Source organism: Pseudomonas sp. B34(2017) (assembly GCF_002112915.1).
Taxonomy (GTDB): Bacteria; Pseudomonadota; Gammaproteobacteria; order Pseudomonadales; family Pseudomonadaceae; genus Aquipseudomonas; species Aquipseudomonas pharyngis.
Genome location: NZ_NEJA01000008.1, coordinates 298,753 through 316,628 on the forward strand (window position 1 = coordinate 298,753; position 17,876 = coordinate 316,628).

At 54.9% G+C, this 17,876-nt stretch carries 31 protein-coding genes; all 31 read right to left on the minus strand.

Annotation, left to right across the window (positions count from 1 at the left end; all coding sequences use genetic code 11):
• Window positions 1-3 precede the first annotated feature (3 nt).
• Entirely contained in the window at window positions 4-1,005 is a 1,002-nt protein-coding gene (rpoA, locus tag CAF80_RS25435) for a DNA-directed RNA polymerase subunit alpha (protein WP_003186012.1), read from the minus strand.
• A gap of 26 nt (window positions 1,006-1,031) precedes the next feature.
• Window positions 1,032-1,652, minus strand: coding sequence for a 30S ribosomal protein S4 (gene rpsD, locus CAF80_RS25440; protein ID WP_011336168.1), 621 nt, complete (start codon window positions 1,650-1,652; stop codon window positions 1,032-1,034).
• An 18-nt stretch (window positions 1,653-1,670) separates the two neighbouring features.
• Window positions 1,671-2,060 carry a 30S ribosomal protein S11 gene (gene rpsK / locus CAF80_RS25445; protein ID WP_002555466.1) on the minus strand — a complete coding sequence of 130 codons (390 nt, stop codon included), beginning with the start codon at window positions 2,058-2,060 and terminating at the stop codon, window positions 1,671-1,673.
• A 30-nt stretch (window positions 2,061-2,090) separates the two neighbouring features.
• Window positions 2,091-2,447 (minus strand): 30S ribosomal protein S13, encoded by a 357-nt coding sequence (gene rpsM / locus CAF80_RS25450; protein WP_009045849.1) that lies wholly within the window; start codon window positions 2,445-2,447, stop codon window positions 2,091-2,093.
• Window positions 2,448-2,577: 130 nt separating this feature from the next.
• The gene (gene rpmJ, locus CAF80_RS25455; RefSeq protein ID WP_002555468.1) at window positions 2,578-2,694 is read right to left on the minus strand and encodes a 50S ribosomal protein L36; all 117 of its coding nucleotides are present in this window, start codon (window positions 2,692-2,694) and stop codon (window positions 2,578-2,580) included.
• A 27-nt stretch (window positions 2,695-2,721) separates the two neighbouring features.
• Window positions 2,722-4,050 carry a preprotein translocase subunit SecY gene (secY, locus tag CAF80_RS25460; RefSeq protein WP_003228718.1) on the minus strand — a complete coding sequence of 443 codons (1,329 nt, stop codon included), beginning with the start codon at window positions 4,048-4,050 and terminating at the stop codon, window positions 2,722-2,724.
• Entirely contained in the window at window positions 4,051-4,488 is a 438-nt protein-coding gene (gene rplO / locus CAF80_RS25465; protein ID WP_003228720.1) for a 50S ribosomal protein L15, read from the minus strand.
• A gap of 3 nt (window positions 4,489-4,491) precedes the next feature.
• Complete coding sequence (gene rpmD, locus CAF80_RS25470) at window positions 4,492-4,668, minus strand: 50S ribosomal protein L30 (protein ID WP_003176408.1); 177 nt, start codon at window positions 4,666-4,668, stop codon at window positions 4,492-4,494.
• Window positions 4,669-4,670: 2 nt separating this feature from the next.
• Window positions 4,671-5,171, minus strand: a complete 501-nt coding sequence (gene rpsE / locus CAF80_RS25475; protein WP_039771985.1) for a 30S ribosomal protein S5 — start codon at window positions 5,169-5,171, stop codon at window positions 4,671-4,673.
• A 3-nt stretch (window positions 5,172-5,174) separates the two neighbouring features.
• On the minus strand, window positions 5,175-5,525 hold the full coding sequence (gene rplR / locus CAF80_RS25480; protein WP_003186037.1) for a 50S ribosomal protein L18: 351 nt from the start codon (window positions 5,523-5,525) through the stop codon (window positions 5,175-5,177).
• Between the two features lie 10 nt (window positions 5,526-5,535).
• On the minus strand, window positions 5,536-6,069 hold the full coding sequence (rplF, locus tag CAF80_RS25485; protein ID WP_011336170.1) for a 50S ribosomal protein L6: 534 nt from the start codon (window positions 6,067-6,069) through the stop codon (window positions 5,536-5,538).
• A 12-nt stretch (window positions 6,070-6,081) separates the two neighbouring features.
• Window positions 6,082-6,474 carry a 30S ribosomal protein S8 gene (gene rpsH, locus CAF80_RS25490; RefSeq protein WP_003228724.1) on the minus strand — a complete coding sequence of 131 codons (393 nt, stop codon included), beginning with the start codon at window positions 6,472-6,474 and terminating at the stop codon, window positions 6,082-6,084.
• A 209-nt stretch (window positions 6,475-6,683) separates the two neighbouring features.
• Window positions 6,684-6,989 (minus strand): 30S ribosomal protein S14, encoded by a 306-nt coding sequence (gene rpsN, locus CAF80_RS25495; protein ID WP_007955639.1) that lies wholly within the window; start codon window positions 6,987-6,989, stop codon window positions 6,684-6,686.
• 13 nt (window positions 6,990-7,002) lie between these two features.
• Window positions 7,003-7,542, minus strand: coding sequence for a 50S ribosomal protein L5 (rplE, locus tag CAF80_RS25500; RefSeq protein ID WP_003210069.1), 540 nt, complete (start codon window positions 7,540-7,542; stop codon window positions 7,003-7,005).
• A 20-nt stretch (window positions 7,543-7,562) separates the two neighbouring features.
• Window positions 7,563-7,877 (minus strand): 50S ribosomal protein L24, encoded by a 315-nt coding sequence (gene rplX / locus CAF80_RS25505; RefSeq protein ID WP_003186046.1) that lies wholly within the window; start codon window positions 7,875-7,877, stop codon window positions 7,563-7,565.
• An 11-nt stretch (window positions 7,878-7,888) separates the two neighbouring features.
• Window positions 7,889-8,257, minus strand: coding sequence for a 50S ribosomal protein L14 (rplN, locus tag CAF80_RS25510; RefSeq protein WP_002555479.1), 369 nt, complete (start codon window positions 8,255-8,257; stop codon window positions 7,889-7,891).
• A gap of 23 nt (window positions 8,258-8,280) precedes the next feature.
• Window positions 8,281-8,547 (minus strand): 30S ribosomal protein S17, encoded by a 267-nt coding sequence (rpsQ, locus tag CAF80_RS25515; RefSeq protein ID WP_003194644.1) that lies wholly within the window; start codon window positions 8,545-8,547, stop codon window positions 8,281-8,283.
• Window positions 8,548-8,549: 2 nt separating this feature from the next.
• Entirely contained in the window at window positions 8,550-8,741 is a 192-nt protein-coding gene (gene rpmC / locus CAF80_RS25520; protein WP_002555481.1) for a 50S ribosomal protein L29, read from the minus strand.
• Window positions 8,741-9,154 carry a 50S ribosomal protein L16 gene (gene rplP, locus CAF80_RS25525; protein WP_003228729.1) on the minus strand — a complete coding sequence of 138 codons (414 nt, stop codon included), beginning with the start codon at window positions 9,152-9,154 and terminating at the stop codon, window positions 8,741-8,743. Before rplP ends, rpmC begins: the two co-directional genes overlap by 1 nt.
• Before the next feature lie 12 nt (window positions 9,155-9,166).
• Window positions 9,167-9,853: a 30S ribosomal protein S3 gene (gene rpsC / locus CAF80_RS25530; RefSeq protein ID WP_003176422.1), complete on the minus strand. Its 687-nt coding sequence runs from the start codon at window positions 9,851-9,853 to the stop codon at window positions 9,167-9,169.
• Window positions 9,854-9,866: 13 nt separating this feature from the next.
• Window positions 9,867-10,199, minus strand: a complete 333-nt coding sequence (gene rplV / locus CAF80_RS25535) for a 50S ribosomal protein L22 (RefSeq protein WP_003103908.1) — start codon at window positions 10,197-10,199, stop codon at window positions 9,867-9,869.
• An 11-nt stretch (window positions 10,200-10,210) separates the two neighbouring features.
• Window positions 10,211-10,486: a 30S ribosomal protein S19 gene (gene rpsS, locus CAF80_RS25540; protein WP_011336172.1), complete on the minus strand. Its 276-nt coding sequence runs from the start codon at window positions 10,484-10,486 to the stop codon at window positions 10,211-10,213.
• Between the two features lie 16 nt (window positions 10,487-10,502).
• Window positions 10,503-11,327: a 50S ribosomal protein L2 gene (gene rplB / locus CAF80_RS25545; RefSeq protein WP_003186055.1), complete on the minus strand. Its 825-nt coding sequence runs from the start codon at window positions 11,325-11,327 to the stop codon at window positions 10,503-10,505.
• 14 nt (window positions 11,328-11,341) lie between these two features.
• Complete coding sequence (rplW, locus tag CAF80_RS25550; RefSeq protein WP_002555488.1) at window positions 11,342-11,641, minus strand: 50S ribosomal protein L23; 300 nt, start codon at window positions 11,639-11,641, stop codon at window positions 11,342-11,344.
• Window positions 11,638-12,240: a 50S ribosomal protein L4 gene (rplD, locus tag CAF80_RS25555; protein WP_003228735.1), complete on the minus strand. Its 603-nt coding sequence runs from the start codon at window positions 12,238-12,240 to the stop codon at window positions 11,638-11,640. The genes rplW and rplD overlap by 4 nt, the downstream gene beginning before the upstream one ends.
• A gap of 12 nt (window positions 12,241-12,252) precedes the next feature.
• On the minus strand, window positions 12,253-12,888 hold the full coding sequence (gene rplC / locus CAF80_RS25560; RefSeq protein ID WP_007955641.1) for a 50S ribosomal protein L3: 636 nt from the start codon (window positions 12,886-12,888) through the stop codon (window positions 12,253-12,255).
• Window positions 12,889-12,968: 80 nt separating this feature from the next.
• Entirely contained in the window at window positions 12,969-13,280 is a 312-nt protein-coding gene (rpsJ, locus tag CAF80_RS25565) for a 30S ribosomal protein S10 (protein WP_003186070.1), read from the minus strand.
• A gap of 157 nt (window positions 13,281-13,437) precedes the next feature.
• Window positions 13,438-14,631 carry an elongation factor Tu gene (gene tuf, locus CAF80_RS25570; protein ID WP_010220303.1) on the minus strand — a complete coding sequence of 398 codons (1,194 nt, stop codon included), beginning with the start codon at window positions 14,629-14,631 and terminating at the stop codon, window positions 13,438-13,440.
• Window positions 14,632-14,662: 31 nt separating this feature from the next.
• Window positions 14,663-16,768 carry an elongation factor G gene (gene fusA, locus CAF80_RS25575; protein WP_074692362.1) on the minus strand — a complete coding sequence of 702 codons (2,106 nt, stop codon included), beginning with the start codon at window positions 16,766-16,768 and terminating at the stop codon, window positions 14,663-14,665.
• A 30-nt stretch (window positions 16,769-16,798) separates the two neighbouring features.
• The gene (rpsG, locus tag CAF80_RS25580; RefSeq protein ID WP_007957592.1) at window positions 16,799-17,272 is read right to left on the minus strand and encodes a 30S ribosomal protein S7; all 474 of its coding nucleotides are present in this window, start codon (window positions 17,270-17,272) and stop codon (window positions 16,799-16,801) included.
• Window positions 17,273-17,380: 108 nt separating this feature from the next.
• Window positions 17,381-17,752, minus strand: coding sequence for a 30S ribosomal protein S12 (rpsL, locus tag CAF80_RS25585; protein ID WP_003186084.1), 372 nt, complete (start codon window positions 17,750-17,752; stop codon window positions 17,381-17,383).
• Between the last annotated feature and the right edge of the window lie 124 nt (window positions 17,753-17,876).

A 17,876-nucleotide genomic window follows, 5' to 3' on the forward strand; every position in this document is an offset into this window, starting at 1 on the left:
CGATCAGGCAGTCGCCTTGTCGTCCTTCTTAAGACTTGCAGGCGGCCAGTTGTCGAGGCGCATGCCGAGGGACAGACCGCGGGAGGCCAGAACGTCCTTGATTTCAGTCAAGGATTTCTTGCCCAGGTTCGGAGTCTTCAACAGCTCTACTTCGGTACGCTGAATCAGGTCGCCGATGTAGTAGATGTTTTCCGCCTTAAGGCAGTTAGCCGAACGTACAGTCAGTTCCAGATCGTCAACCGGGCGAAGCAGGATCGGATCGATCTCGTCTTCCTGCTCGACAACCACTGGCTCACTGTCACCTTTGAGGTCGACGAACGCAGCCAACTGCTGTTGCAGGATGGTTGCAGCGCGGCGGATAGCCTCTTCAGGATCCAGGGTACCGTTGGTTTCCAGATCAATAACCAGCTTGTCCAGGTTGGTACGCTGCTCGACACGGGCGTTTTCCACCACGTATGCGATACGGCGAACCGGGCTGAACGAAGAGTCAAGCTGCAAGCGACCGATGCTGCGGCTTTCGTCTTCATCGCTCTGACGCGAGTCGGCTGGTTCATAACCACGACCACGAGCTACAGTGAGCTTCATGTTCAGGGCGCCGTTAGACGCCAGGTTAGCGATTACGTGATCGGGATTAACGATCTCGACATCATGATCCAGCTGAATATCGGCAGCGGTAACCACCCCCGAACCCTTCTTCGACAAGGTCAGCGTAACTTCGTCACGACCGTGCAGCTTGATGGCCAGACCTTTAAGGTTCAACAGGATTTCAATTACGTCTTCCTGTACACCTTCGATGGCGCTGTACTCGTGGAGCACACCGTCAATCTCGGCCTCGACTACTGCGCAGCCGGGCATTGAGGACAACAGGATGCGGCGCAGCGCGTTGCCCAGGGTGTGGCCAAAACCACGCTCGAGAGGCTCGAGAGTGATCTTGGCGCGGGTTGGACTGACAACCTGCACATCAATGTGGCGGGGTGTCAGGAACTCATTTACCGAAATCTGCATGGATGCACCTATTTTCTAGCCCTTACTTACTTGGAGTAGAGCTCGACAATCAGGCTTTCGTTGATGTCGGCGGACAGATCACTGCGAGCAGGAACGTTCTTGAAAACGCCCGACTTCTTCTCAGCATCTACCTCTACCCATTCTACGCGACCACGTTGGGCGCACAGCTCGAGAGCTTGGACAATGCGAAGTTGGTTCTTTGCCTTCTCGCGAACAGCAACCACGTCACCAGCACGAACCTGGTAGGACGGAACGTTTACGGTCTGGCCGTTAACGCTGATCGACTTGTGCGATACCAGCTGACGGGATTCGGCACGAGTCGAACCGAAGCCCATACGGTATACAACGTTGTCCAGACGGCATTCGAGCAGTTGCAGCAGGTTTTCACCAGTTGCACCTTTCTTGCTGGCAGCAGCTTTGTAGTAGCCGCTGAACTGACGCTCGAGAACGCCGTAAATACGACGGACCTTCTGCTTTTCGCGCAGTTGGGTGCCGTAATCGGACTGGCGACCGCGGCGTTGGCCGTGGATACCAGGTGCTGCTTCAATGTTGCACTTCGATTCGATCGCGCGCACGCCGCTCTTCAGGAAGAGATCGGTGCCTTCGCGACGAGCGAGTTTGCATTTTGGACCAATGTAACGAGCCATTCTTTACAATCTCCTGGATTACACGCGGCGCTTCTTCGGCGGACGGCACCCGTTGTGCGGGATTGGCGTCACGTCGGTGATGCTGGCGATCTTGTAGCCACAGCCGTTCAAAGCGCGGACTGCGGATTCACGACCTGGACCTGGGCCCTTGACATTCACGTCGAGGTTTTTCAGGCCGTATTCCAGCGCAGCTTGACCAGCACGCTCAGCAGCTACTTGAGCAGCGAACGGGGTGGACTTGCGGGAACCGCGGAAACCCGAACCACCGGAGGTAGCCCAGGAAAGAGCGTTACCTTGACGGTCGGTGATGGTCACGATGGTGTTGTTAAAAGAGGCATGGATGTGGGCGATGCCATCAACCACTGTCTTTTTAACTTTTTTACGAGGACGAGCAGCAGGTTTTGCCATGATTAAATTCCTGTCGATTCGCTGGGGCGATTACTTGCGGATCGGCTTACGCGGACCTTTACGGGTACGCGCGTTGGTCTTGGTACGCTGACCGCGTACTGGCAGACCACGACGATGACGCAGACCGCGATAGCAACCGAGGTCCATCAAGCGCTTGATTTTCATGTTGATTTCGCGACGCAGGTCACCTTCAGTGGTGAACTTCGCCACTTCGCCACGCAGCTGTTCAATCTGCTCGTCGCTCAGATCCTTGATCTTTGCGGCTGGGTTTACCCCAGTCTCTGCACAGATCTTCTGTGCAGTAGTGCGACCAACACCATAGATGTAGGTCAGCGAGATAACAGTATGCTTGTTATCTGGAATGTTAACGCCTGCAATACGGGCCATTCAGTGGGACTCCAATTGACAGCTACCTACGCCCCGGAAGCCAAGAAATAGGGCGCGAGATAATATCGCTGTAATAACAAATAATCAACCCGGTAGCGCACTAGCTACCGGGCTTGAAGCACAATCACACTCAGCCTTGGCGCTGTTTGTGACGCGGTTCCGCGCTGCAAATTACTCGAACAACACCTTCGCGGCGAATAATCTTGCAGTTACGGCACAGCTTTTTCACCGATGCACGAACTTTCATCACCAACTCCTCGAACCTTATGGGTACTCAGCGCAACATGCCGCTGCCGTAACCCTTCAGGTTGGCTTTCTTCATCAGGGATTCGTACTGGTGCGAAACGAGGTGCGATTGTACTTGGGACATGAAGTCCATCACAACCACGACCACGATCAGCAACGAGGTCCCGCCAAGGTAGAACGGAACGTTTGCTGCAACCACCAGGAACTGGGGCAACAAGCACACGGCCGTCATGTAAAGAGCACCGAACATGGTCAAGCGAGTCAGAACGCCATCAATATAGCGTGCGGACTGCTCACCTGGACGGATGCCCGGAATAAAGGCACCGGACTTCTTCAGGTTTTCCGCTACGTCTTTCGGATTGAACATCAACGCCGTATAGAAGAAGCAGAAGAAAATAATCCCTGCACTAAACAGCAGAATATTCAACGGCTGACCAGGAGCGATCGACTGCGAGATGTCCTGCAACCAGCCCATACCTTCAGACTGACCAAACCAGGCACCCAACGAAGCCGGGAACAGCAAAATGCTGCTCGCGAAAATAGCCGGAATAACACCGGCCATGTTCACCTTCAGCGGCAAGTGGCTTGTCTGCGCAGCAAAAACCTTGCGGCCCTGCTGACGCTTGGCGTAGTGAACAGCGATACGACGCTGACCACGCTCAATGAACACCACGAAACCGATAATCGCTACTGCCAGCAAACCGATGGCAACCAAGGCGAAGATGTTGATATCGCCCTGACGCGCAGACTCAAAAGACTGCCCGATTGCTCTCGGAAGACCGGCGACGATACCCGAAAAAATCAACATCGAGATACCGTTGCCTACACCACGCTCAGTAATCTGCTCACCCAGCCACATCATGAACATCGCGCCAGCCACAAACGTGGAGACCGCGACGAAATGGAAGCCAAAGTCACCAGTGAACGCAACGCCCTGCCCTGCCAGACCAATGGACATGCCAATGGCCTGAACGAGAGCGAGGACGACGGTGCCGTAGCGGGTGTACTGGCTGATCTTGCGACGGCCAGCTTCACCTTCCTTCTTCAACTGCTCCAGCTGCGGGCTGACGGCGGTCATCAGTTGCATGATGATCGATGCCGAAATATACGGCATGATCCCCAGTGCAAAGATGCTCATCCGCTCCAGCGCGCCGCCGGAAAACATGTTGAACAAGCTAAGAATGGTCCCCTCATTCTGTCGAAACAGGTCTGCGAGTCGGTCCGGGTTGATACCTGGAACCGGGATGTGTGCGCCTATTCGGTAGACGATAATCGCCAGGAACAGAAAACGCAGACGAGCCCAAAGTTCAGACATACCGCCTTTGCCGAGCGCAGAGAGAGCACCTTGCTTAGCCATTTATTCCTCGAACTTGCCGCCAGCTGCTTCGATAGCCGCACGCGCACCTTTGGTGGCGCCGATTCCCTTGCCGATAGTGACAGCGCGAGTCACTTCACCGGACAGCATGATTTTCACACGCTGTACGTTGACGTTGATCACGTTGGCATCTTTCAGGGACTGCACGGTGACGATATCGCCTTCCACTTTAGCCAGCTCGGACAGACGCACTTCTGCGCGGTCCATGGCTTTCAGGGAAACGAAACCGAACTTCGGCAGGCGACGATGCAGCGGCTGTTGACCGCCTTCAAAGCCTGGAGCAATGGTGCCACCGGAGCGGGAAGTCTGACCTTTGTGACCACGGCCACCAGTCTTACCCAAACCACTACCGATACCACGGCCCGGACGATGCTTTTCGCGACGGGAACCCGGCGCTGGACTCAGATCATTGAGTTTCATCGATTAACCCTCGACACGCAGCATGTAGTAAGCCTTGTTGATCATCCCGCGATTCTCGGGAGTATCCTGGACTTCTACAGTGTGACCGATGCGACGCAGACCCAGACCCTTAACGCACAGTTTGTGGTTAGGGATGCGGCCGGTCATGCTTTTGATCAGCGTAACTTTAACGGTAGCCATGATTACTTGATCTCCGATACAGACAGGCCACGCTTGGCAGCGATGGACTCAGGAGATTGCATAGCCTTCAGACCCTTGAAAGTGGCGTGAACCACGTTTACAGGGTTAGTCGAGCCGTAGCACTTGGCCAGAACGTTCTGAACGCCAGCAACTTCGAGGACAGCACGCATAGCGCCGCCAGCGATGATACCGGTACCTTCAGAAGCAGGCTGCATGTACACCTTCGAAGCGCCATGGGCGGACTTCATTGCGTACTGCAGAGTGGTGCCGTTCAGATCAACCTGGATCATGTTGCGGCGAGCAGCTTCCATTGCCTTCTGGATCGCAGCAGGCACTTCACGCGACTTGCCACGGCCGAAGCCAACACGCCCTTTACCATCACCAACCACGGTCAACGCGGTGAAAGTGAAGATACGGCCGCCTTTAACGGTTTTGGCTACGCGGTTAACTTGAACCAGCTTCTCGATGTAGCCTTCGTCGCGCTTTTGGTCGTTATTTGACATAACTTAGAACTCCAGCCCAGCTTCACGAGCAGCATCAGCCAGCGCTTTCACGCGGCCATGGTACTTGAAGCCAGAGCGGTCGAAAGCCACCTGCGAGACGCCAGCGGCCTTAGCACGCGTAGCGACCAGCTGGCCAACCTTAGTGGCCGCGTCGATGTTGCCAGTGGCGCCATCACGCAGTTCTTTATCCAAAGTCGAGGCGCTTGCCAGGACTTTGTTGCCGTCGGCCGAAATGACCTGGGCGTAGATGTGCTGCGAAGAGCGGAACACGCAGAGACGCACGACTTCGAGTTCGTGCATTTTCAGGCGTGCTTTGCGAGCGCGACGCAGTCGAGTAACTTTTTTGTCGGTCATTTGCTATGCCCTACTTCTTCTTGGCTTCTTTACGACGGACGACTTCGTCCGCGTAGCGCACACCTTTGCCTTTGTACGGCTCTGGTGGACGGAAGTCGCGGATCTCGGCGGCCACTTGACCTACCAGCTGCTTGTCGATGCCCTTGATCAGGATATCGGTCTGGCTAGGAGTCTCAGCGGTGATGCCTTCCGGCAGTTCGTAATCCACTGGGTGCGAGAAGCCAAGAGCCAGGTTCAGCACCTGACCTTTTGCTTGCGCTTTGTAACCAACACCGACCAGCTGGAGCTTGCGCTCGAAGCCTTGGCTTACGCCCTGGACCATGTTGTTTACCAACGCACGAGTGGTACCGGCCATTGCGCGAGTCTGTTGATCGCCATTGCGAGCAGCAAAACGCAGCTCACCAGCTTCTTCAACGACTTCAACGGACGAATGGACGTTCAGTTCAAGAGTACCCTTGGCACCCTTCACCGAAAGCTGTTGGCCTGCGAATTTTACTTCGACACCGGCTGGCAGCTTAACGGGGTTCTTAGCGACGCGAGACATGCTTATCCCCCCTTAGAACACAGTGCAAAGAACTTCGCCGCCGACACCGGCAGCGCGCGCAGCACGATCAGTCATCACACCTTTGTTGGTGGAGACGATAGACACACCGAGACCACCACGTACCTTTGGCAGATCTTCGACGGACTTGTACTGACGCAGGCCTGGACGGCTAACGCGCTTCACTTCTTCGATGACCGGACGGCCTTCGAAGTATTTCAGCTCGATGGACAGCAGCGGCTTGGTTTCGCTGCTGATCTGATAACCCGCGATGTAACCTTCGTCCTTCAGGACTTTTGCTACAGCCACCTTCAACGTGGAAGACGGCATGCTTACGACGGACTTTTCAGCCATCTGGGCATTACGGATTCGAGTTAGCATGTCCGCTAACGGGTCCTGCATACTCATGGGCTAGACGCTCCTAATACAGAAAAATTAGCCTTGCGGCTACTACTTGTCGCCGAGGAATTCCGGGCGTAAAAAACACGGGCTCAGGCGAGCCGGTCATTCTAGACACACCCCAGAAATGAATCAAGCCCCAAAAGGGGCTTGATTCAAGTTCAAGGCCACCGATGGTCAGGTTCTTGCGACCCCGACCATCAAGGCTTTGACAGCAATTACCAGCTGGCTTTAACCAGGCCTGGTACGTCACCACGCATTGCCGCTTCACGCAGTTTGTTACGGCCGAGGCCGAACTTGCGGTAAACGCCGTGCGGACGACCGGTCAGACGGCAACGGTTACGCATGCGCGAGGCGCTTGCGTCACGCGGTTGCTTCTGCAGAGCTACGGTAGCTTCCCAACGCGCTTCTGGACTTGCGTTCAGATCGACGATGATAGCTTTCAGCGCTGCACGCTTGACGGCGTATTTAGCAACGGTGAGCTGACGCTTCAGCTCACGGTTTTTCATGCTCTTCTTGGCCATTTTCCTACTCCAATCAGTTGCGGAACGGGAATTTGAAAGCACGCAGCAGAGCGCGGCCTTCGTCATCGTTCTTAGCAGTGGTGGTCAGGGTAATGTCCAGACCGCGGAGAGCATCGATCTTGTCGTAGTCGATTTCCGGGAAAATGATCTGCTCTTTCACGCCCATGCTGTAGTTGCCACGACCATCAAAGGACTTGGCATTCAGGCCGCGGAAGTCGCGAACCCGAGGCAGGGAGATCGACAGCAGACGATCCAGGAACTCGTACATACGCTCACGGCGCAGGGTCACTTTGACGCCGATCGGCCAACCTTCACGGACTTTAAAGCCAGCGATGGATTTGCGAGCGTAGGTCACAACGACTTTCTGGCCGGTGATCTTTTCCAGGTCAGCAACAGCGTGCTCGATGACTTTTTTGTCGCCGATCGCTTCGCCCAGACCCATGTTCAGGGTGATCTTGGTAACGCGCGGAACTTCCATCACGTTCGAAAGCTTAAGTTCTTCCTTAAGTTTCGGAGCGATTTCCTTCCGGTAAATCTCTTTTAGTCGTGCCATGGTCTTCTACCTAGCAGTGTTCAAGCATCAACCGCTTTTTGGGTCGACTTGAAGACACGAATTTTCTTACCGTCTTCTACTTTGAAACCAACGCGGTCAGCCTTGTTGGTTTCGCCGTTGAAGATGGCGACGTTGGAAGCGTGCAGTGGCGCTTCTTTCTCGACGATACCGCCCTGTACGCCCGACATCGGGTTAGGCTTGGTATGACGCTTGACCAGGTTCAGACCACCAACAACCAGACGGTTGTCAGCAAGAACCTTCAGCACCTTACCGCGCTTACCTTTGTCTTTGCCGGCGATCACGATGATCTCGTCGTCACGACGAATCTTTTGCATGTCGGATCTCCTTACAGCACTTCTGGGGCGAGCGAGACGATCTTCATGAACTTCTCAGTACGAAGTTCACGGGTCACTGGCCCAAAGATACGGGTGCCGATCGGCTCTTGCTTGTTGTTCAGAAGAACAGCAGCGTTGCCATCAAAGCGGATAATGGAGCCATCAGCACGACGTACGCCGTGACGAGTGCGGACTACAACAGCAGTCATCACTTGGCCTTTTTTCACCTTACCGCGAGGAATTGCTTCCTTCACGGTAACTTTGATGATGTCACCGATACCAGCGTAACGACGATGGGAGCCACCCAGCACCTTGATGCACATAACACGGCGAGCGCCGCTGTTATCGGCCACATCGAGCATGGATTGAGTCTGAATCATATAATTTCTCCGACCCCTAGCCCTTAGACTTCCACAGCGCGTTCGAGAACATCAACCAGCGCCCAAGACTTGGTCTTGGCCATCGGACGAGTTTCACGAATAGTGACTTTGTCGCCGATGTGGCACTGATTGGTTTCGTCGTGCGCGTGCAGCTTAGTCGAACGCTTAACGTATTTACCGTAGATCGGGTGCTTAACGCGACGCTCGATCAGAACGGTGATGGTTTTGTCCATCTTGTCGCTGACAACACGGCCAGTCAGCGTACGGACAGTTTTTTCGGCTTCAGCCATGATCACTTACCTGCCTGCTGGTTGAGCACAGTCTTCACGCGAGCGATGTCACGCTTAACTTGCGAGAGCAGATGAGACTGCCCCAACTGGCCAGTTGCTTTCTGCATACGCAGATTGAACTGGTCGCGCAGCAAGCCGAGCAGTTGCTCGTTCAGCTGCTGTGCGGATTTTTCACGAAGTTCATTCGCTTTCATCACATCACCGTCCGTTTAACAAAGGAGGTGGCGAGCGGCAGCTTTGCAGCAGCCAGGGCGAAAGCCTCACGCGCCAGCTCTTCAGAAACACCCTCGATTTCATACAGGACTTTGCCTGGCTGAATCTGGGCAACCCAGTACTCCACGTTACCCTTACCTTTACCCATACGAACCTCGAGAGGCTTCTTGGAGATCGGCTTGTCCGGGAATACACGGATCCAGATCTTGCCGCCACGTTTTACGTGACGGGTCAGTGCACGACGCGCTGACTCGATCTGACGAGCGGTGAGACGACCACGAGCTACAGACTTCAGCGCGAACTCGCCGAAGCTGACTTTGCTACCGCGCAGTGCCAGACCACGGTTGTGGCCGGTCATCTGCTTACGGAACTTCGTACGCTTAGGTTGCAACATTTGGCGTACCCCTTACTTAGCAGCTTTTTTACGAGGCGCTGGTGCTTGTGGCTTCAGCTCTTCTTGGCGACCACCAATTACTTCGCCTTTGAAGATCCAAACCTTTACACCGATCACACCGTAAGTGGTGTGAGCTTCGTAGTTGGCATAGTCGATGTCGGCACGCAGGGTGTGCAGTGGCACACGACCTTCGCGATACCATTCAGTACGTGCGATTTCAGCACCGCCGAGACGACCGCTCACTTGGATTTTGATGCCTTTGGCACCAATGCGCATGGCGTTCTGTACAGCGCGCTTCATGGCGCGACGGAACATTACACGACGCTCCAGCTGCTGAGCTACGCTCTGCGCAACCAGCATACCGTCGAGCTCCGGCTTGCGGATCTCTTCGATATTGATGTGCACAGGCACACCCATTTGCTTGGTCAGGTCCTGACGCAGTTTCTCAACATCTTCACCTTTCTTCCCGATAACAATACCTGGACGAGCGGTGTGGATGGTGATGCGTGCAGTTTGAGCCGGACGATGGATATCGATACGGCTTACGGACGCGCTTTTTAGTTTGTCTTGGAGGTATTCACGCACCTTCAGATCAGCGAACAAGTAGTCCGCATAAGTCCGACCGTCTGCGTACCAGACGGAGGTGTGCTCCTTGACGATTCCCAGGCGAATGCCAATGGGATGTACTTTCTGACCCATCTCTTCGACTCCGTTACTTGTCAGCAACCTTGACAGTGATATGGCAAGACCGCTTGACGATGCGATCAGCACGGCCTTTGGCACGTGGCATGATGCGCTTCAGCGAACGCCCTTCGTTGACGAAAACGGTGCTGACCTTCAGGTCATCAACGTCTGCGCCTTCGTTATGCTCGGCGTTGGCTACGGCCGACTCCAGCACTTTTTTCATGATCTCGGCGGCTTTCTTACTGCTGAAAGCCAACAGGTTGAGCGCTTCGCCCACCTTCTTCCCGCGGATCTGGTCGGCGACCAAGCGGGCTTTCTGGGCGGAGATTCGAGCGCCCGACAACTTAGCGGCTACTTCCATTTCCTTACCCCTTAACGCTTGGCTTTCTTGTCTGCCACGTGCCCGCGATAGTTGCGGGTACCGGCGAACTCGCCCAGTTTGTGGCCGACCATGTCTTCGTTAACGAGAACTGGGACGTGCTGACGACCGTTGTGTACTGCGATGGTCAGACCGACCATTTGTGGCAGGATCATCGAACGACGCGACCAAGTCTTAATTGGTTTGCGATCGTTCTTTTCCGCCGCCACTTCGATCTTCTTCAGTAGGTGAAGATCAATAAAAGGACCTTTTTTCAGAGAACGTGGCACTGTCGTATCCCTCTATTTACTTGCGACGACGGACGATCATTTTGTCGGTACGCTTATTACCACGAGTCTTCGCGCCCTTAGTCGGGAAGCCCCATGGCGATACCGGATGACGACCACCAGAGGTACGACCTTCACCACCACCATGTGGGTGGTCAACCGGGTTCATGGCAACACCACGAACGGTTGGGCGAACGCCACGCCAGCGCTTGGCACCAGCTTTACCCAGCGAACGCAGGCTGTGCTCGGAGTTCGAGACTTCGCCCAGGGTCGCACGGCACTCAGCCAGTACTTTACGCATTTCACCCGAACGCAGACGCAGGGTCACGTAAACGCCTTCACGAGCGATCAGCTGAGCCGAAGCGCCAGCGGAACGAGCGATTTGCGCGCCTTTACCTGGCTTCAGTTCGATGCCGTGTACGGTGCTACCAACTGGAATGTTGCGCAGTTGCAGAGCGTTGCCCGGCTTGATCGGTGCCAGAGCACCTGCGATCAGCTGGTCGCCAGCGCTCACGCCTTTAGGGGCGATGATGTAGCGACGCTCGCCATCTGCGTACAGCAGCAGAGCGATGTGAGCAGTACGGTTTGGATCGTATTCGATACGCTCGACAGTGGCAGCGATGCCATCCTTGTCGTTGCGACGGAAGTCGACCAGACGATAATGCTGCTTATGACCACCACCGATGTGACGAGTGGTAATACGGCCATTGTTGTTACGACCACCAGACTTCGATTTTTTCTCGAGCAGCGGTGCGTGAGGAGCGCCTTTATGCAGCTCCTGGTTGACCACCTTGACCACAAAACGGCGGCCAGGGGAAGTCGGTTTGCATTTAACGATTGCCATGATGCACCCCTTCCTTACTCAGCACTGCTGCTGAAATCGAGATCTTGGCCTGGCTGAAGGGAGATAACTGCCTTCTTCCAGTCATTACGCTTGCCCAGACCGCGAGCGGTGCGCTTGCTCTTACCCAGAACATTCAGGGTAGTAACACGCTCAACTTTCACGCTGAACAGGCTTTCGACGGCCTTCTTGATTTCCAGCTTGGTTGCATCAGTAGCAACCTTGAAAACGAACTGGCCTTTCTTGTCTGCCAGAACCGTAGCCTTCTCGGAAACGTGCGGGCCAAGCAGAACTTTAAATACGCGTTCCTGGTTCATCCCAGCAGCTCCTCGAATTTCTTCACGGCCGACACGGTGATCAACACCTTGTCGTATGCGATCAGACTAACTGGATCGGAACCTTGCACGTCACGTACATCAACGTGTGGCAGGTTGCGAGCAGCCAGGTACAGGTTCTGATCAACAGCGTCCGACACGATCAGAACATCGGTCAGGCTCATGTTGTTCAGTTTGCCCAGCAGGTCTTTGGTTTTCGGAGTTTCAACTGCGAAGTCCTGAACCACGACCAGACGATCAGTACGCACCAGCTCAGCAAGGATGGAACGCATTGCTGCGCGATACATCTTCTTGTTCAGCTTCTGGGAGTGATCCTGTGGACGAGCTGCAAAGGTGGTGCCGCCGCCGCGCCAGATTGGGCTGCGAATAGTACCGGCACGAGCACGGCCAGTACCTTTCTGACGCCATGGGCGCTTGCCGCCACCACGAACGTCGGAACGGGTCTTCTGCTGCTTGCTACCCTGACGGCCGCCAGCCATGTAGGCCACGACTGCTTGGTGAACCAGCGTCTCGTTGAACTCGCCGCCAAATGTCAGTTCGGAAACTTCGATCGCTTGAGCGTCATTTACATTTAATTGCATGTCAGCTTCCCCTTAACCGCGAGCCTTGGCTGCCGGACGTACAACCAGGTTGCCGCCAGTAGCGCCAGGTACAGCGCCCTTGACCAACAACAGATTGCGTTCAGCGTCCACGCGCACTACTTCCAGGGACTGCACGGTCACGCGCTCAGCGCCCATATGACCGGACATTTTTTTGCCCTTGAATACACGACCAGGAGTCTGGCACTGGCCGATAGAGCCTGGGACGCGGTGGGATACGGAGTTACCGTGGGTGTTATCTTGCCCGCGGAAGTTCCAACGCTTGATCGTACCCTGGAAGCCTTTACCTTTGGACTGACCGGTTACATCAACCAGTTGACCAGCAGCGAAGATTTCAGCGTTGATCAGATCGCCGGCCTGGTACTCGCCTTCTTCAAGACGGAATTCCATTACGGTACGACCAGCGGCAACGTTCGCCTTGGCGAAGTGGCCAGCTTGAGCAGCTGTAACACGGGAAGCACGACGCTCGCCGACAGTGACTTGCACTGCACGATAGCCATCGGTTTCTTCAGTTTTGAACTGGGTGACGCGATTCGGCTCGATCTCAATGACCGTGACCGGAATGGAGACACCTTCTTCGGTGAAAATACGGGTCATACCCGCTTTACGACCGACTACACCAATAGTCATGTTGTAAACCTCATGAGTGTACGGGGCTTTCACCCGCTATGGCCGCCCATTTCAGAGCGTTACACGACCAAGACCGAGTCTTAGCCGAGGCTGATCTGCACTTCCACACCGGCCGCAAGATCAAGCTTCATAAGTGCATCAACGGTTTTATCCGTTGGCTGAACGATGTCCAGAACGCGCTTATGAGTGCGGATTTCGTACTGGTCACGCGCGTCTTTGTTGACGTGCGGGGAAACCAGAACGGTGAACCGCTCTTTACGGGTAGGCAGTGGAATTGGACCACGCACTTGAGCACCAGTACGTTTCGCGGTTTCCACGATTTCCTGGGTTGATTGGTCGATCAGGCGATGGTCAAAAGCCTTCAACCTGATACGGATTTGCTGATTTTGCATTGGATTTCAGACTCCGGCTGCTATTCCCACCGGGCGCAATACGCCCGTTAAAAGGAGGCGCAATTCTATAGACGCCCCAGATAGGTGTCAACCCAATAAAAAAGCCCCCGCTAAGCGGGGGCTTTTTCAACTCATCAGAGCTGACTCAATAAAGAGATCACTCGATGATTTTAGCTACGACGCCAGCACCAACGGTACGGCCGCCTTCACGGATTGCGAAACGCAGACCGTCTTCCATCGCGATGGTTTTGATCAGGGTAACAGTCATTTGAATGTTGTCACCTGGCATTACCATTTCAACGCCTTCTGGCAGCTCGCAGTTACCAGTCACGTCAGTAGTACGGAAGTAGAACTGTGGACGGTAGCCTTTGAAGAACGGAGTGTGACGGCCGCCTTCTTCCTTGCTCAGAACGTAAACTTCTGCGGTGAACTTGGTGTGCGGCTTAACCGAACCCGGCTTAACCAGAACCTGACCACGCTCAACGTCGTCACGCTTGGTACCACGCAGCAGAACGCCGCAGTTCTCGCCAGCACGACCTTCGTCCAGCAGCTTGCGGAACATCTCAACACCGGTGCAGGTGGTGGTGGTGGTGTCACGCAGACCAACGATTTCCAGGGCGTCCTGAACGCGAACGATACCGCGCTCGATACGACCGGTCACAACAGTACCGCGACCCGAGATCGAGAACACGTCTTCGATTGGCATCAGGAACGGCTTGTCGATAGCACGCTCTGGCTCTGGGATGTAGCTGTCCAGAGTTTCCACCAGCTTCTTAACAGCGGTGGTGCCCATTTCGTTATCGTCTTTGCCTTCCAGCGCCATACGAGCAGAACCGATGATGATCGGAGTGTCGTCGCCTGGGAAGTCATAGGTGGACAGCAGGTCGCGAACTTCCATCTCAACCAGTTCCAGCAGCTCAGCGTCGTCTACCAGGTCAGCCTTGTTCAGGAAAACCACGATGTACGGAACGCCTACCTGACGGGACAGCAGGATGTGCTCACGGGTTTGTGGCATCGGACCATCAGCGGCCGAGCAAACCAGGATAGCGCCGTCCATTTGAGCAGCACCGGTGATCATGTTCTTCACGTAGTCAGCGTGACCTGGGCAGTCAACGTGAGCGTAGTGACGAATGTTCGAGTTGTACTCAACGTGCGCGGTGTTGATGGTGATACCGCGAGCTTTTTCTTCTGGTGCGCTGTCGATCTTGTCGAATTCAACTACGGCCGAACCGAAAACTTCGGAGCAGACGCGAGTCAGAGCAGCGGTCAGAGTGGTTTTACCGTGGTCAACGTGGCCGATGGTGCCAACGTTTACGTGCGGTAGGGAACGATCAAATTTTTCTTTAGCCACGACAATTAACTCCTAGCCTAAAGGGGCTGAATCAGCCTTGTTTTTTGGTAACGGATTCGACGATGTGCGACGGAGCCGTCTCGTATTTTTTGAATTCCATAGAGTAGCTTGCGCGACCCTGGGACATGGAACGAACGTCGGTCGCATAACCGAACATCTCACCCAGTGGAACTTCGGCACGGATAACCTTGCCGGACACTGTGTCTTCCATACCCTGGATCATGCCGCGACGACGGTTAAGGTCGCCCATCACATCACCCATATAGTCTTCAGGCGTAACAACCTCTACCGCCATGATCGGCTCGAGCAACTCACCACCGCCCTTCTGGGCCAGTTGCTTGGTCGCCATGGAAGCAGCCACTTTAAACGCCATCTCGTTGGAGTCGACGTCGTGGTAAGAACCATCGAACACGGTAGCCTTCAGGCCGATCAGCGGATAGCCGGCAACAACGCCGTTCTTCATCTGCTCTTCGATACCCTTCTGGATAGCCGGGATGTATTCCTTAGGAACCACACCACCCACTACTTCGTTCAGGAATTGCAGACCTTCCTCACCTTCGTCAGCAGGAGCAAAGCGAATCCAGCAATGACCGAACTGGCCACGACCGCCGGACTGACGAACGAACTTGCCTTCGATTTCGCAGTTCTTCGTGATGCGCTCACGGTACGAAACCTGCGGCTTGCCGATGTTGGCTTCGACGTTGAACTCACGGCGCATCCGGTCAACCAGGATGTCCAGGTGCAGCTCGCCCATGCCGGAGATGATCGTTTGACCAGTCTCTTCATCAGTTTTAACACGGAAAGACGGGTCTTCCTGAGCAAGTTTGCCCAGAGCGATACCCATTTTTTCCTGGTCATCCTTGGTTTTAGGCTCTACGGCAACCGAAATAACCGGCTCCGGGAAGTCCATGCGAACCAGGATGATTGGCTTGTCAGCGTTGCAGAGGGTTTCACCAGTGGTGACGTCCTTCATGCCGATCAGGGCCGCGATGTCGCCAGCGCGCACTTCCTTGATCTCTTCACGGGCGTTTGCGTGCATTTGCACCATACGACCCACGCGCTCTTTCTTGCCTTTAACCGAGTTGATCACGCCGTCGCCGGAGTTCAACACACCCGAGTAAACGCGGACGAAGGTCAAGGTACCCACGAATGGGTCGGTAGCGATCTTGAACGCCAAGGCCGCGAACGGCTCGTCGTCGCTTGCATGACGCTCCATCTCTTCTTCCTCGTTATCAGGGTTGGAACCCTTGATAGCAGGAATGTCGGTCGGAGCAGGCAGGAAGTCGATAACGGCGTCGAGAACCAGGGGAACGCCCTTGTTCTTGAACGAAGAACCGCAAACAGCCAGAACGATTTCGCCGGCGATAGTACGTGCACGCAAAGCAGCCTTGATCTCAGCGATCGACAGCTCTTCACCTTCCAGGTACTTGTTCATCAGGTCTTCGTTGGCTTCGGCGGCGGCTTCAACCATGTTGTTGCGCCACTCTTCAGCCAGCTCGAGCATGTCCGCAGGGATTTCCTTGCGAACCGGAACCATACCCTTGTCAGAGTCATTCCAGTAGACAGCTTGCATGTTGATCAGGTCGATCTGGCCCTGGAAGTTGTCTTCCGAACCGATAGCCAGCTGGATCGGCACCGGAGTGTGACCCAGACGCTGTTTGATCTGACCGATCACACGCAGGAAGTTTGCACCAGCACGGTCCATCTTGTTTACGTAAACAAGACGTGGAACGCCGTATTTGTTGGCCTGACGCCATACGGTTTCCGACTGAGGCTCAACACCCGAAGTACCGCAGAACACAACGACAGCGCCGTCGAGTACGCGCAGGGAACGCTCTACTTCAATGGTGAAGTCTACGTGACCCGGGGTATCGATTACGTTGAAGCGATGCTCGTGTGGGTACTGCTTCTCGGAACCTTTCCAGAAGGCGGTAATGGCAGCAGAAGTAATGGTAATACCACGCTCCTGCTCCTGAACCATCCAGTCTGTGGTCGCGGCGCCATCATGCACCTCGCCCATTTTGTGACTTTTGCCAGTGTAAAAAAGGACGCGCTCGGTGGTGGTGGTTTTACCAGCATCCACGTGAGCGACGATACCGATGTTACGGTAGCGACTAATCGGAGTAGTACGAGCCATAAAGCCCTCGCAAAATTAGTGAAGCTAAAATTAGAAGCGGTAGTGCGAGAAAGCTTTGTTAGCTTCGGCCATACGGTGCACGTCTTCACGCTTCTTAACAGCAGCACCTTTACCTTCAGCAGCATCCAGCAGCTCGCCAGCCAAGCGCAGAGCCATAGACTTCTCGCCACGCTTGCGGGCGAAGTCTACCAACCAGCGCATTGCCAGAGCGTTACGACGGGACGGACGAACCTCGACCGGAACCTGGTAAGTAGCACCACCAACGCGGCGCGACTTCACTTCGACCAGCGGAGCGATGGCGTCGAGTGCTTTTTCGAAGAGTTCCAGGGGATCGGTGCCGGTCTTGCGAGCCGCAACGGTTTCCAGGGCACCATAAACGATACGCTCGGCAACGGCTTTCTTGCCGCTTTCCATAACGTGGTTCATGAATTTGGCGAGGATTTGGCTTCCGTATTTCGGATCGTCCAGAATCTCACGCTTTGCTGCTACGCGACGTCTTGGCATTGATAAGCCCTCAAACGGTCTTCAGGTTAGCTCGGGACAGATCCAGTGGATGCGCGCCCGACCTTACTCTTATCGACTCAATAAAATGAAAATCTGCAAAACGGCCGATTACTTCGGACGCTTGGTACCGTACTTCGAACGACCCTGGTTACGGCCTTTAACGCCGGAAGTATCCAAGGAGCCGCGAACGGTGTGGTAACGAACACCTGGCAAGTCTTTTACACGACCGCCGCGGATCAGTACCACGCTGTGCTCTTGCAGGTTGTGGCCTTCACCACCGATGTACGAGGAAACCTCGAAACCGTTGGTCAGACGCACACGGCATACTTTACGCAGTGCCGAGTTAGGTTTTTTCGGCGTAGTGGTGTACACACGGGTGCACACGCCACGACGTTGCGGGCAGTTCTGCAGCGCAGGCACGTCGGATTTCTCGACGATACGCTTACGCGGCTGACGTACCAGCTGGTTGATAGTTGCCATCTACTAGCTCCACTGTTGTCTTGCGACGCTATTGTCTTGCAAGAAAAGCAAAATGGCAGGAACGAATTCCCGCCAAATTTAGGGGATCAAGAGTCTAAAGAGGATCTTGCCCCCAGTCAAGGCA